At 43.1% G+C, this 11,390-nt stretch carries 14 protein-coding genes; 6 read left to right on the top strand and 8 right to left on the bottom strand.

Translation table 11 applies throughout. The features are described from left to right. Positions 1–32 precede the first annotated feature (32 nt). From surA to apaH, 5 genes are all read left to right on the top strand, one after another. The gene (gene surA, locus BCU75_RS01990) at positions 33–1,328 is read left to right on the top strand and encodes a peptidylprolyl isomerase SurA (protein WP_102472798.1); all 1,296 of its coding nucleotides are present in this window, start codon (positions 33–35) and stop codon (positions 1,326–1,328) included. Further along, positions 1,318–2,307, top strand: a complete 990-nt coding sequence (gene pdxA, locus BCU75_RS01985) for a 4-hydroxythreonine-4-phosphate dehydrogenase PdxA (protein WP_076676195.1) — start codon at positions 1,318–1,320, stop codon at positions 2,305–2,307. Before surA ends, pdxA begins: the two co-directional genes overlap by 11 nt. Continuing rightward, complete coding sequence (rsmA, locus tag BCU75_RS01980) at positions 2,304–3,119, top strand: 16S rRNA (adenine(1518)-N(6)/adenine(1519)-N(6))-dimethyltransferase RsmA (protein WP_004735898.1); 816 nt, start codon at positions 2,304–2,306, stop codon at positions 3,117–3,119. Before pdxA ends, rsmA begins: the two co-directional genes overlap by 4 nt. 82 nt (positions 3,120–3,201) lie before the next feature. After that, on the top strand, positions 3,202–3,582 hold the full coding sequence (apaG, locus tag BCU75_RS01975) for a Co2+/Mg2+ efflux protein ApaG (RefSeq protein WP_004735899.1): 381 nt from the start codon (positions 3,202–3,204) through the stop codon (positions 3,580–3,582). A gap of 29 nt (positions 3,583–3,611) precedes the next feature. Further along, positions 3,612–4,424, top strand: coding sequence for a bis(5'-nucleosyl)-tetraphosphatase (symmetrical) ApaH (apaH, locus tag BCU75_RS01970; RefSeq protein ID WP_102472796.1), 813 nt, complete (start codon positions 3,612–3,614; stop codon positions 4,422–4,424). A gap of 45 nt (positions 4,425–4,469) precedes the next feature. Here the strand turns inward: apaH and folA are convergent, their stop codons facing one another. The 6 genes from folA to rplU form a co-directional block, all read right to left on the bottom strand. Further along, positions 4,470–5,000, bottom strand: a complete 531-nt coding sequence (gene folA, locus BCU75_RS01965; protein WP_372200160.1) for a type 3 dihydrofolate reductase — start codon at positions 4,998–5,000, stop codon at positions 4,470–4,472. 71 nt (positions 5,001–5,071) lie between these two features. Further along, complete coding sequence (locus BCU75_RS01960; protein WP_076676279.1) at positions 5,072–5,545, bottom strand: threonine/serine exporter family protein; 474 nt, start codon at positions 5,543–5,545, stop codon at positions 5,072–5,074. Then, positions 5,545–6,312, bottom strand: coding sequence for a threonine/serine exporter family protein (locus tag BCU75_RS01955; RefSeq protein WP_017073048.1), 768 nt, complete (start codon positions 6,310–6,312; stop codon positions 5,545–5,547). Before BCU75_RS01955 ends, BCU75_RS01960 begins: the two co-directional genes overlap by 1 nt. A gap of 169 nt (positions 6,313–6,481) precedes the next feature. After that, positions 6,482–7,654 (bottom strand): Obg family GTPase CgtA, encoded by a 1,173-nt coding sequence (cgtA, locus tag BCU75_RS01950; RefSeq protein ID WP_009847831.1) that lies wholly within the window; start codon positions 7,652–7,654, stop codon positions 6,482–6,484. 326 nt (positions 7,655–7,980) lie between these two features. Then, the gene (gene rpmA / locus BCU75_RS01945; protein WP_004735905.1) at positions 7,981–8,238 is read right to left on the bottom strand and encodes a 50S ribosomal protein L27; all 258 of its coding nucleotides are present in this window, start codon (positions 8,236–8,238) and stop codon (positions 7,981–7,983) included. A 19-nt stretch (positions 8,239–8,257) separates the two neighbouring features. Then, complete coding sequence (gene rplU / locus BCU75_RS01940) at positions 8,258–8,569, bottom strand: 50S ribosomal protein L21 (RefSeq protein WP_004740823.1); 312 nt, start codon at positions 8,567–8,569, stop codon at positions 8,258–8,260. Positions 8,570–8,837: 268 nt separating this feature from the next. Between rplU and ispB the strand changes: the two genes are divergently transcribed. Then, entirely contained in the window at positions 8,838–9,809 is a 972-nt protein-coding gene (gene ispB / locus BCU75_RS01935) for an octaprenyl diphosphate synthase (RefSeq protein WP_076676201.1), read from the top strand. Between the two features lie 81 nt (positions 9,810–9,890). Here ispB and BCU75_RS01930 read toward each other — a convergent pair whose 3' ends face one another. After that, positions 9,891–10,082 carry a hypothetical protein gene (locus BCU75_RS01930; RefSeq protein ID WP_009847833.1) on the bottom strand — a complete coding sequence of 64 codons (192 nt, stop codon included), beginning with the start codon at positions 10,080–10,082 and terminating at the stop codon, positions 9,891–9,893. Positions 10,083–10,211: 129 nt separating this feature from the next. Then, a complete protein-coding gene (mdh, locus tag BCU75_RS01925) occupies positions 10,212–11,147 on the bottom strand; it encodes a malate dehydrogenase (RefSeq protein WP_010434414.1) in 936 nt (311 codons plus the stop codon). Positions 11,148–11,390 lie beyond the last annotated feature (243 nt).

The raw sequence follows: 11,390 nt of genomic DNA, 5'->3' as shown, positions 1-11,390 counted from the left end.
TGACAAACGTCAGTAAATTTAAAGGATTACACATGACATTGTGGAAACGCACATTAATTGCCATCGCAGCGGCTTGTACTTTATCAACAAGTCACGCAGCGCCGGTTGAACTAGACAGCGTAAAAGTTATCGTTAACGAAGGCGTGATCTTACAAAGTGATATCGATGCTTCAATGAAGACGCTGCGCGCAAATGCAAAAAAAAGCGGTCAAACGCTGCCATCGCAAGACGTGCTCAATGAGCAAGTGCTTGAAAAACTGATCATCGATACCATTCAAACTCAAGAAGCAGAGCGTATTGGCGTTCGTATTGATGATGCTCGACTTGATCAAGCAATCGAAGGCATCGCGAAAGACAACAATCAAACGGTAGAACAATTGACAGCATCGGTTGCAGAAGAAGGCCTAAGTTACAATGCATTTCGTGAGCAAGTAAGAAAAGAGATTGCGGCAAGTGAAGCGCGTAACGCCTTAGTTCGTCGTCGTATCAACATTCTTCCTGCTGAAGTCGATAACCTTGCGGATATCTTAGCGCAAGAGACAAACGCGACCGTTCAATACAAAATCGGACATATCCAACTTCGCTTTAATGATGACCAAACCAAAGAAGAGCTAGAGGCTCAGGCTAAAGAAGTGGTTGAAGAACTCAACTCAGGCAAAGATTTCAGTACCATGGCTTATACTTATTCAAAAGGCCCTAAAGCACTACAAGGTGGTGACTGGGGTTGGATGCGTAAAGAAGAGATGCCAACCATTTTTGCAGACCAAATCAAAATGCAAAATAAAGGCAGCATCATTGGTCCTTTCCGAAGCGGTGTTGGTTTCCACATTCTGAAAATTGAAGATGTGAAAGGTTTGGAAACGGTAGCAGTAACGGAAGTTAATGCTCGTCATATCCTGATCAAACCGACCGTAATCTTAAGTGACGAAGGCGCGAAAGAACAACTAGAAGAAATCACACGTCGCGTAAATGCGGGTGAAGCGAGCTTTGGTGAACTTGCGCAGCAATACAGCCAGGACCCAGGCTCTGCCGTGCAAGATGGTGAACTAGGCTACCAAACACCGGATTTGTATGTACCTGAATTTAAGCACCAAGTAGAAACGCTACCTGAAGGTAAGATCAGCGCACCATTTAAAACCGTGCATGGCTGGCACATTGTTGAAGTACTAGACCGTCGAGAAGTAGACCGTACCGATTCAGCTTTGAAAAACAAAGCTTACCAAATTCTATTTAACCGTAAGTTCAACGAAGAAGCGGGGGCATGGCTACAAGAAGTAAGAGCAAGTGCCTTTGTTGAAATGGTTGAGGATGACCAAGATGACAACTAAACGTATTGTCATAACCGCAGGTGAACCCGCAGGGATAGGTCCAGATTTAACTCTGGCCCTATCTCAAGAAAGCTGGCCTCATCAACTTGTAGTCTGTGCCGATAAAACACTGCTAGCCGAGCGAGCCAAAATCCTTGGTATCGAAGTGAATCTACTGGATTACGACGCAAGCGCAGCTAAGCAATCTCAACGTGCTGGCACACTGGTCGTGAAACACGTTCCACTTGCTGAAACTGCCGTAGCCGGCCAACTCAATGAGGCTAACGGTCATTACGTATTAAATACTTTAGAAACCGCAGCAATTGGCTGTATGAATGATGAATTTGATGCTATTGTCACCGGCCCTGTTCACAAGGGTGTAATTAACCGAGCTGGCGTTGCTTTTAGCGGCCATACCGAGTTCTTTGCAGAGAAGTCCAATACACCGCTCGTGGTGATGATGTTGGCAACAGAAGGGCTGCGTGTTGCGCTAGTAACAACGCACATCCCACTAGCTTATGTATCTCAAGCAGTGACCGAAGACAGATTAGAGCAAATTATTGCAATTCTGAATAAAGACTTGGTTGAAAAATTTGCTATTGAGAAACCAACTATCTACGTATGTGGCTTGAACCCACATGCGGGTGAAGATGGTTGTTTGGGTCGTGAAGAAATAGAAACCATCACCCCTACGCTAGAAAAAATTCGCCAAAAAGATGGTATTAATTTAGTTGGCCCATTGCCAGCAGACACCATCTTTAATGAAAAATATTTGCAAGATGCAGATGCTGTTTTAGGTATGTATCACGACCAAGTACTCCCAGTATTGAAATACAAAGGGTTTGGTCGCTCAGTGAACATCACGCTTGGCTTACCGTTTATTCGCACATCAGTCGACCACGGTACCGCCTTAGACTTGGCAGGGAAAGGCCAAGCCGATACAGGGAGCTTTAGAACAGCGCTCACGCACGCCATTGAATTAGTAGAGAAAAAGCAATGAGAAATGATGTCCACTTAGGGCACAAAGCGCGTAAACGTTTTGGTCAAAACTTCCTTAACGATCCATATATTATTGATGGCATCGTATCGAGCATTAACCCACTACCAGGTCAAAATTTGGTAGAGATCGGTCCTGGTCTAGGCGCAATTACTGAGCCTGTGGGTAAGCTTGTCGATAAATTTACCGTTATCGAATTAGATAGAGACTTGGCTGAACGTCTTCGTAACCATCCCGATCTGGCTGATAAGCTAACGATCTATGAAGGCGATGCAATGAAGTTCGATTTCGAACAACTTGTTAAGCCAAACAACAAGCTACGTATCTTCGGTAACTTGCCATACAACATTTCTACACCATTGATGTTCCACCTTTTTGAGTTCCATAAAGACGTACAAGACATGCACTTTATGCTTCAAAAAGAAGTGGTTAACCGATTAGCGGCCGGCCCAGGTACTAAAGCTTACGGTCGTCTTACGGTAATGGCTCAATACTACTGTAAAGTAACACCTGTGCTAGAAGTGCCACCAACGGCCTTCGTTCCGCCACCGAAGGTAGACTCTGCAGTTGTACGCCTTCAACCATATGAAGTGTTGCCTTACCCGGCAAAAGACCTGAAATGGTTGGACCGAGTATGTCGTGAAGGCTTTAACCAGCGTCGTAAAACGGTTCGTAACTGCTACAAGAGCCTAATCGACAAGGAAGTACTTGAAGAGTTGGGTGTTAATCCAGGCATGCGCCCTGAGAATTTAACGCTCGAGCAGTTTGTCGACATGGCAAACTGGTTGTACGACACTCACAGCGCTGACAAATAATTCTAAAAGGCTCCTACACTTCGGTGAGGAGCCTGTTTTTTATGTAATACTTTAAAGTATACCAACAACAAAAGGTGCGAATATGGATATATCTACGCCTTGTATCAAATGTCAGGTTCACTCTAAATACATAGAGGAACAATCTGAACCAACGAAGAACCGCTACGTCTTCGCCTACATTATTACCATCAAAAACCTCAGCAAAACAACGGTTCAACTCATGTCTCGCCGCTGGCTAATTACCGACTCCAACGGCAAACAACTCACCATAGAAGGTGATGGCGTGGTTGGGCAGCAACCCGTGATTGAAGCCAACGACGAATACACTTACACCAGTGGTACCGTCATCGAAACTCCTGTGGGTGTTATGCAAGGTCATTATGTGATGACTGATAACAAAGGCATCGACTTCATAACTGAAGTGGATCCATTTAGACTCGCGATCCCTAATATTCTTAATTAGCCGTTCATCTGTATCTACAGGAAATTATTGTGTCGAATTATATTGTCGGAGACATCCAAGGGTGCTTCGACGAATTTCAATTACTGCTTAAAACCGTCAATTTTGATAAGCAGCAAGATACCTTATGGGTTGCTGGTGATTTAGTCGCCCGTGGTCCTAAATCATTGGAGACGCTACGCTTTATTCGTAGCCTAGGTAACGCTGCTAAGGTTGTATTAGGCAACCATGACTTACATCTACTTGCGGTTTCCTTAGGGCTATTTCCAGCTAAAGCAAAAGACAAGACTCAACCCATTCTTGATGCAGAAGACCGAGAACAGCTGCTCGAATGGTTAAGACAACAGCCTTTAATTCAAGAACATCCAGAGTTCGTGATGTCTCATGCTGGCATTTCACCTCAATGGGATCTAGAGCGAGCAAGGATTGAAAATCGAGAGATAAGTGCCTTATTAAAATCCGATCAGTGGCAATGGCTTATCGAAAACATGTACAGCAACATGCCTGATTTATGGAATCAAAATTTAGAAGGGATTGAGCGCTATCGCTATGCGATCAATAGTCTGACTAGAATGCGATTCTGTTTTACTGATGGTCGACTCGATATGGCCTGTAAACTTCCGCCAAGCGAAATTACTACTGAGCCGTTAGTGCCTTGGTTTGACCTACCACAACGTATAGAACTGGATAAGACGGTTTTATTTGGACACTGGGCTGCGCTAGAAGGTTACTCAGGAAAAGATGTGATTGGTTTAGATACAGGATGCGTTTGGGGTGGTCAGTTGACGGTACTTCGCTGGGAAGACAAACAGTTCTTCACTCAAGAAGCTCTAACTATAGTTTAATATAGGGCTTGCTTTATATTTCAAGAAAGCAAGCCATACTATAAATTATCGCTCTAATATAACAAAGTGCATATCAAATCGGTTCTTAGTATCATGACTGTAATATTCATCGTACTCACAAGTCCAACCTTCACTTCCCCAGCTAGGAAAGCGAGTATCACCTTCAATTTCAGCTTCAATAAATGTTAGATATAGTTTATTTGCTATAGGAAGGTAAGATTCATATATAGAACCACCACCTATAACCATTACCTCTTCAACGTCTCCAACAGCTTTTAGAGCTTCCTCTGTAGATGTAACTGTTGTTACCCCGTCGATGGATAACTCAGGATCACGACTGATAACTATATTCTGTCTTCCAGGAAGAGGGCGACCTATAGAATCATAAGTTCTGCGCCCCATAATTACTGGTTTTCCTAGAGTGTGCTTTTTAAACCAAGCAAAATCAGCAGGTAAGTGCCATGGCATGGCATTCTCTTTACCAATAATTCTGTCACCAGCTTCAGGTAAATAAAAACCATTTTCCTTGTCAATTTTCCCACCATGAGCCATAGCTGCAATTAAGCTAATTTTCACAACTCTATACCTCTGTAATTTCTGAGACACAGATTATACCGATTTCCCTCATAGGGTAAATCATTATGCGATTATACTATCGGTCTTCTTCTATAAAAGAGCAGCCCTGGTACTGCCAAGCCAACCGCAAGCCCTGCGATTATGAACATCGATTTCAAAAAGTTCTCCATCAACAATGCCAATAGTTCTGGGTTGTATCCTGCTCGGTTAATTTCAACCATAGCAATCATCGCCTTGAACGCGAAGACTCCGGGAACCATGGGGATTAAGGCGGCGACGGTAAATACCTTTGGATGAGCTAACAGCTTATGTGACCAATGAACGCCAATCATCCCCACAATAGTAGCCGCGAAGAACGTTGCCCATTCGATGGGAATGCCGAAATGCATCATTAAGTAGCGACTACCGTGGCCAATGGATCCACCGAGAGCACAATAGATCAACGCACGTTGTGGCACGTTAAAGACCAGTGCAAAACCGACGGCAGGTATCGCAGCAAAAAACATATCGTTGAGTAACCCAACAAAGATTTCAAAAACAGTCATTAGTTTGCCCATCCCCAAACATCTGATAGGCTCATCGCTGCGACAATACCCAAGCTAGTCGCTAGGGTTAATAGGCTGGCCATAGTAAAGCGCGCCAATCCCATATTAATATGGCCTTTAAGCATATCCGCTACGGAGTTAATCAGAGGAAAGCCAGGCACGAGCATCAATACTGAAGAAGCCATCACGATGGTGGGTTGACCTCCAATATTGTAAAGCACAGCTTGAGCAGAGATAGTCGTGGTAACGAAAGCCGTAATGGCAAAATTCAATAACGGATTGAAGTGACGATGACCGATCTCTTGTCTGACGATCATGCCGCAAGCAGAAGCTATAAACGTCATCATAAAGACATGCCAATCTCCACCAGCAAGACGGCTAAAAGAAGCACACGATAACCCTATCATTACGACAACTAACCAACGGTTGTAGCGTTCAGGACTAATGTTTTGAATCTTTCTATAAGCCATTCCATAATCAAGAATTCCCTTCTCCATCATGATACAGACTCGCTGAATATCAGTAATCACTTGCATGTTGATACCACGATCAGCGCAGCTTCGAGTCGTCGTAATACAGTGATCATCCATTACAGTAGTAACAACAAGTGCATTGGCAGACAATGCAACCTCTACTTCATCGACTCCACAAGAGATACCGATGCGACGCATGATATCGCCAACTAATGTGCTCTCGGCTCCATGCGCCAATAACATTTGTCCTGATTGAGCGACTAACCTTGAGATCGCTCTTTGTTTTGATGCCATGATTTCCTTCCCATAGGCGTTAATTATCTAAAGATAAATTTTGCATAAAAAACAACAAGACGTCATGATTTAGATACAAAAAAACCGCAATTTTCATTGCGGTTCAATAAAACTATCAGTGTATCTTAGAAAAAGCGACCAAAGTGCTTATAAGAAACAACGAGGATTATTAATCACGAACATAGATAACATGACCGTCATCTTCTTCGTCATCCCAATCATCCCAGTCGTCGTCATCTTCAGTAACGACATTCTTACCGGCCATCGCATCTTTATGGTAGTCATCCCACATAAAGTTAACTTTTTCTTCTTCTTCAATTGCTTCAACTTCACGAGGTAGGTTCTCCATGAACTCACCCAGTTTAAAGCAAAGATCTTTGGTACCGATCTTGTTTACAGCAGAGATCTTAAAGTACTCGCCTTCCCAACCTAAAGCTTCGACGATTTCTTGAATCTTTTCGTCCGCTTCTTCTTCAGGCATTAGATCAACTTTGTTGAACACTAACCAACGAGGTTTCTGTGCAACTTTCTCACTGTACTGCTCAAGCTCATCGATGATCGTCAATGCATTCTGAATAGGATCAGAACCATCAATTGGTAAAATATCGATCATATGTAGAAGAACACGACAACGCTCAAGGTGCTTCAAGAAACGAATACCAAGACCAGCGCCATCAGCTGCGCCTTCGATTAGTCCTGGGATGTCAGCAACAACGAAGCTCTTTTCAGGGACAACACTAACAACACCTAAACTAGGGATTAGCGTGGTAAACGGGTAATCAGCAACTTTCGGTTTCGCAGCAGATACTGAGCGAATAAAAGTAGATTTACCAGCGTTTGGCAAGCCAAGCATACCAACATCCGCTAGCAGAAGAAGCTCTAAACGCAGTTCGCGAACTTCACCTTTAGTACCCATTGTCTTTTGACGAGGAGCACGGTTAACAGACGACTTAAAACGCGTGTTACCAAGACCGTGCCAACCACCTTTACCAACCATTACTTTTTTGCCATGTTCAGCAACTTCAGCAACGATTTCATTAGTGTGGATATCAACAGCGCGAGTACCTACAGGTACTTTCATCGTCATATCTTTACCACGTTTACCTGTACAGTTACCACCGCGGCCATTCTCGCCACGCTCTGCATTGTAAAAACGTTGGAAACGGTAATCGATAAGCGTGTTTAAGTTCTCATCCGCTTGAATGTAAACATCACCGCCATCACCGCCATCACCGCCGTCAGGACCACCTTTAGCGACGAATTTTTCGCGCCAAAAGCTTACTGTACCATTACCGCCATCACCGGCTTCTATTTTTACTGATGCTTCATCAACGAATTTCATTTTTTAACTCCGCACTTACGTTGCGTTACCACTCATCAAGGAGTGATATAAATTCTAGCAGATCCGTGTTTAGATCGATCACCTAAGATCTAGATCGATCTGCAACCAAGGAACAAATAAGGAGAGGTTCTTTGCTTTCTGTATATTAAAAAACAAACGGCTTCTTCATAAAACCAAACTGTTTCTCAAAAATAAAACGGCTTATCAAAACCAAAACAAGAGCGTCTACTTTTTTATTCTCGCTATAAATAAAAAACCCTGCCGAATCGGCAGGGCTTTTGAATTCAGCTTGAAAGCTAGTATAAATAATCTAATAAAAGATTAAATTACTCAGCTTCGATGCTTACAAACTTACGGTTTTTAGGACCTTTTACTGCAAATTTCACTTTACCTTCAGTAAGAGCGAAAAGAGTATGGTCTTTACCGATGCCAACGTTTGTGCCAGCGTGGAACTTAGTACCACGTTGACGAACGATGATGTTACCTGCAAGAACAGATTCACCACCAAAACGCTTAACACCAAGACGTTTGCTTTCTGAATCGCGGCCGTTATTAGTAGAACCGCCAGCTTTTTTATGTGCCATTGTTAAACTCTCCTAATACTTAAGCGTTAATGCCAGTGATTTTCACTTCTGTGAACCACTGACGGTGACCAGCTTGCTTACGCGAGTGCTTACGACGACGGAACTTAACGATTTTTACTTTATCGCCACGACCGTGTTGTACTACTTCTGCAGTAACTTTGCCACCTTCAACAAGAGGTGCACCAACAGCGATTTCTTCGCCGTTAGCAACAAGAAGAACTTTATCAAATTCTACAGTTGCACCAGTTTCAACGTCTAATTTCTCTAAACGAAGTGTTTGACCTTCGCTTACTCGGTGTTGTTTGCCACCAGATTGGAAAACAGCGTACATATTTTACTCCGCTTTTTCCGCACAGCCTATGGTTGTTAATTCTACAACTCGGGTGTGCGCTAAACTAATCAATAGGGCGCAGATTCTACGGGAATCATGCCGCTATGACAAGCCATATTTTTAAAATATTGGCGAAAACATGTTCGCCAAAGAAAAGTGCGGCAATGATGCCTTTAAGTGATGTATTAATCAACGTTTTTTAGTGTATTATTCAACAATTAAATACAACGTATAAGCCTTACAGGGTCTAACTTCAGCCGGATGAACAATGGATTTTAAAGCTATCCAAACGCTTACTGCCAATGATATGGCAAAAGTGAATGAAACAATTCAAGCCCAACTTAATTCTGACGTAAGTTTAATCAACCAGCTTGGTTTTTATATCGTTAGCGGTGGTGGCAAACGCCTACGTCCTTTGCTTGCTCTTTTATCTGCTCGTGCACTTGGTTATCAAGGTGAAGCTCACATCACCTCTGCAGCTTTTATCGAGTTTATTCACACTGCTACCCTTCTCCATGATGATGTTGTCGACGAGTCGGACATGAGACGCGGTAAAGCAACAGCCAATGCAGCTTTTGGTAATGCCGCTAGCGTTTTGGTGGGTGACTTTATCTACACTCGCTCGTTCCAGATGATGACAACGCTAGGATCCTTAAAGATCCTTGAGTTAATGAGTGAAGCGGTTAACGTGATTGCTGAGGGTGAAGTTCAACAGTTAATGAACTGCAATAACCCAGACACGACAGAAGAAAGTTACATGCAGGTCATCTACTCGAAGACCGCTCGCTTATTTGAAGCTGCAACACAAATCGGTGCAATTCTTAGTGAATCATCACCAGAAATCGAAACGGCAATGCAAAACTACGGTAAATACCTAGGCACTGCGTTCCAATTGATTGATGATGTGATGGATTACACTGCTGATGGTAAAGAGATGGGTAAGAACGTTGGTGATGATCTTGCCGAAGGCAAACCAACACTGCCTCTACTTTACGCAATGCATAATGGTTCACCAGAACAAAGCAGCATGATTCGTGAAGCGATCGAAAAAGCGAATGGCATGGAACGTCTCAACGACATTATGGCTGTTATGAAAGAAACAGGCTCTTTAGAGTACACGACGAATAAAGCCTATGAAGAAGCAGACAAAGCTATAGCTGAGCTTTCTATTCTTCCTGATTCAGAATATAAGCAGGCTTTAACTACATTAGCTCACCTTGCAGTAAAACGTAGCAAGTAAATGGAAGCTAAGTAGACAGCTATATAATAAAAAAGAGCCTATTGGCTCTTTTTTTGATCCTGCTAGATACCACTCTAAATTTCAATATCGACTGGATTCTAATGACAAGGGTAACTGCGCTTCGATCTCTTCAAGTTCTTCCAACGGAACCGCATATTGCTTATGACTGTTGTAAGACTCAAACAAAGCGAACTGCTCTTGCTCATCGATAACCAATATCTTACCTAAGCGGCCTAGATAGTTAACATTCATTCCCTTTTGTACTCTAGTCATAATCCGATACCCTAATTCTTCGTGGTCAAATAAAGACTACGAGTAAGATGAGTGTAAGGATCAAAAAAGCCGATCACAAGGATCGGCTTTCGTTAACTGTCTTTTTAGCAGAGTTCAGTTATCTATCGCTTATTTAGCGAATTCAACACCGATCTCAATATCACCATTTAGCGTTTCAAGCATGCTATCTAAAGCATTACGCTCGAAGTCGCTCAGCTCACCGTAGCTAAGGATAGCTTCTGCGCCCTCTTTGCCTAGCTTAACTGGCTGTGCAAAGAACGGTGCGTGCTCGCCTTCACCTTCAACGTATGCACATTCAATTACGTTCTCTTCGCCTTGAAGCGCTTTCACTAGAGCAAGACCGAAGCGACAAGCAGCTTGACCCATCGATAGTGTTGCACTGCCGCCACCCGCTTTAGCTTCTACTACTTCAGTACCTGCATTTTGGATACGAGTAGTGAGTGCCGCGATTTCTTCATCAGTAAACTCTACACCTTCAACTTGAGAAAGTAGAGGAAGGATAGTTACACCTGAGTGACCACCGATAACAGGAACACGAACATCACCTGGATCTTTATCTTTCAGCTCAGCAACGAACGTTTCAGAACGAATGACATCAAGAGTCGTAATACCAAATAAACGACGTTTGTCGTAAACGCCCGCTTTCTTAAGTACTTCAGCAGCGATTGGTACTGTTGTGTTTACTGGGTTAGTGATAATACCAACACAAGCAGTAGGACAAGTAACTGCGATTTTCTCTGCAAGAGACTTAACAATACCAGCGTTCACATTGAAAAGATCCGCACGATCCATACCAGGCTTACGAGCAACACCCGCAGAAATAAGCACAACATCCGCACCTTCTAGTGCTGGTGTTGGATCTTCACCCGCGTAACCTTTGATCGAAACAGGTGTTGGGATATGGCTAAGATCGGCAGCGACACCAGGTGTTACCGGTGCAATGTCGTAAAGTGCAAGATCTGAACCAGCAGGTAGGCGGTTCTTTAGTAGTAGGGCTAGGGCTTGACCGATGCCACCAGCGGCACCAATAACAGCTACTTTCATTGTTATTCTCCTTGAGAGGTTTCTCTTATAGATTCTTTGTAGGGTGATTCTTGAGCTAAATTAAGGCTAAAAAGCAAAATTATGGTTAAAAAACTATATTAATCACAAAGTGATTACAATCAATTAACGCCAGCTTTGCGACTTCGCGCAAGTCAATAAAACCGTGCTACACAGCAAGTTCGCATTATGGCGACAATCGACTGAAATAACAAAACAAGTCGCCGTAAATGACACATGATTCTA

This window comes from Vibrio splendidus (assembly GCF_002873455.1).
In the GTDB taxonomy this organism is placed as follows: Bacteria; Pseudomonadota; Gammaproteobacteria; order Enterobacterales; family Vibrionaceae; genus Vibrio; species Vibrio splendidus_J.
Note: the sequence above shows the minus strand (reverse complement) of the source record. Positions and strands in the feature narration are given on the sequence as shown.

What these genes read in the sequence shown, in the direction of transcription:
- surA (WP_102472798.1), top strand. Translation starts at nt 33, where the DNA reads ATGACATTGTGGAAACGCACATTAATTGCCATCGCAGCGGCTTGTACT.
- pdxA (WP_076676195.1), top strand. Translation starts at nt 1,318, where the DNA reads ATGACAACTAAACGTATTGTCATAACCGCAGGTGAACCCGCAGGGATA.
- rsmA (WP_004735898.1), top strand. Translation starts at nt 2,304, where the DNA reads ATGAGAAATGATGTCCACTTAGGGCACAAAGCGCGTAAACGTTTTGGT.
- apaG (WP_004735899.1), top strand. Translation starts at nt 3,202, where the DNA reads ATGGATATATCTACGCCTTGTATCAAATGTCAGGTTCACTCTAAATAC.
- BCU75_RS01960 (WP_076676279.1), bottom strand. Translation starts at nt 5,545, where the DNA reads ATGACTGTTTTTGAAATCTTTGTTGGGTTACTCAACGATATGTTTTTT.
- BCU75_RS01955 (WP_017073048.1), bottom strand. Translation starts at nt 6,312, where the DNA reads ATGGCATCAAAACAAAGAGCGATCTCAAGGTTAGTCGCTCAATCAGGA.
- cgtA (WP_009847831.1), bottom strand. Translation starts at nt 7,654, where the DNA reads ATGAAATTCGTTGATGAAGCATCAGTAAAAATAGAAGCCGGTGATGGC.
- rpmA (WP_004735905.1), bottom strand. Translation starts at nt 8,238, where the DNA reads ATGGCACATAAAAAAGCTGGCGGTTCTACTAATAACGGCCGCGATTCA.
- rplU (WP_004740823.1), bottom strand. Translation starts at nt 8,569, where the DNA reads ATGTACGCTGTTTTCCAATCTGGTGGCAAACAACACCGAGTAAGCGAA.
- ispB (WP_076676201.1), top strand. Translation starts at nt 8,838, where the DNA reads ATGGATTTTAAAGCTATCCAAACGCTTACTGCCAATGATATGGCAAAA.
- BCU75_RS01930 (WP_009847833.1), bottom strand. Translation starts at nt 10,082, where the DNA reads ATGACTAGAGTACAAAAGGGAATGAATGTTAACTATCTAGGCCGCTTA.
- mdh (WP_010434414.1), bottom strand. Translation starts at nt 11,147, where the DNA reads ATGAAAGTAGCTGTTATTGGTGCCGCTGGTGGCATCGGTCAAGCCCTA.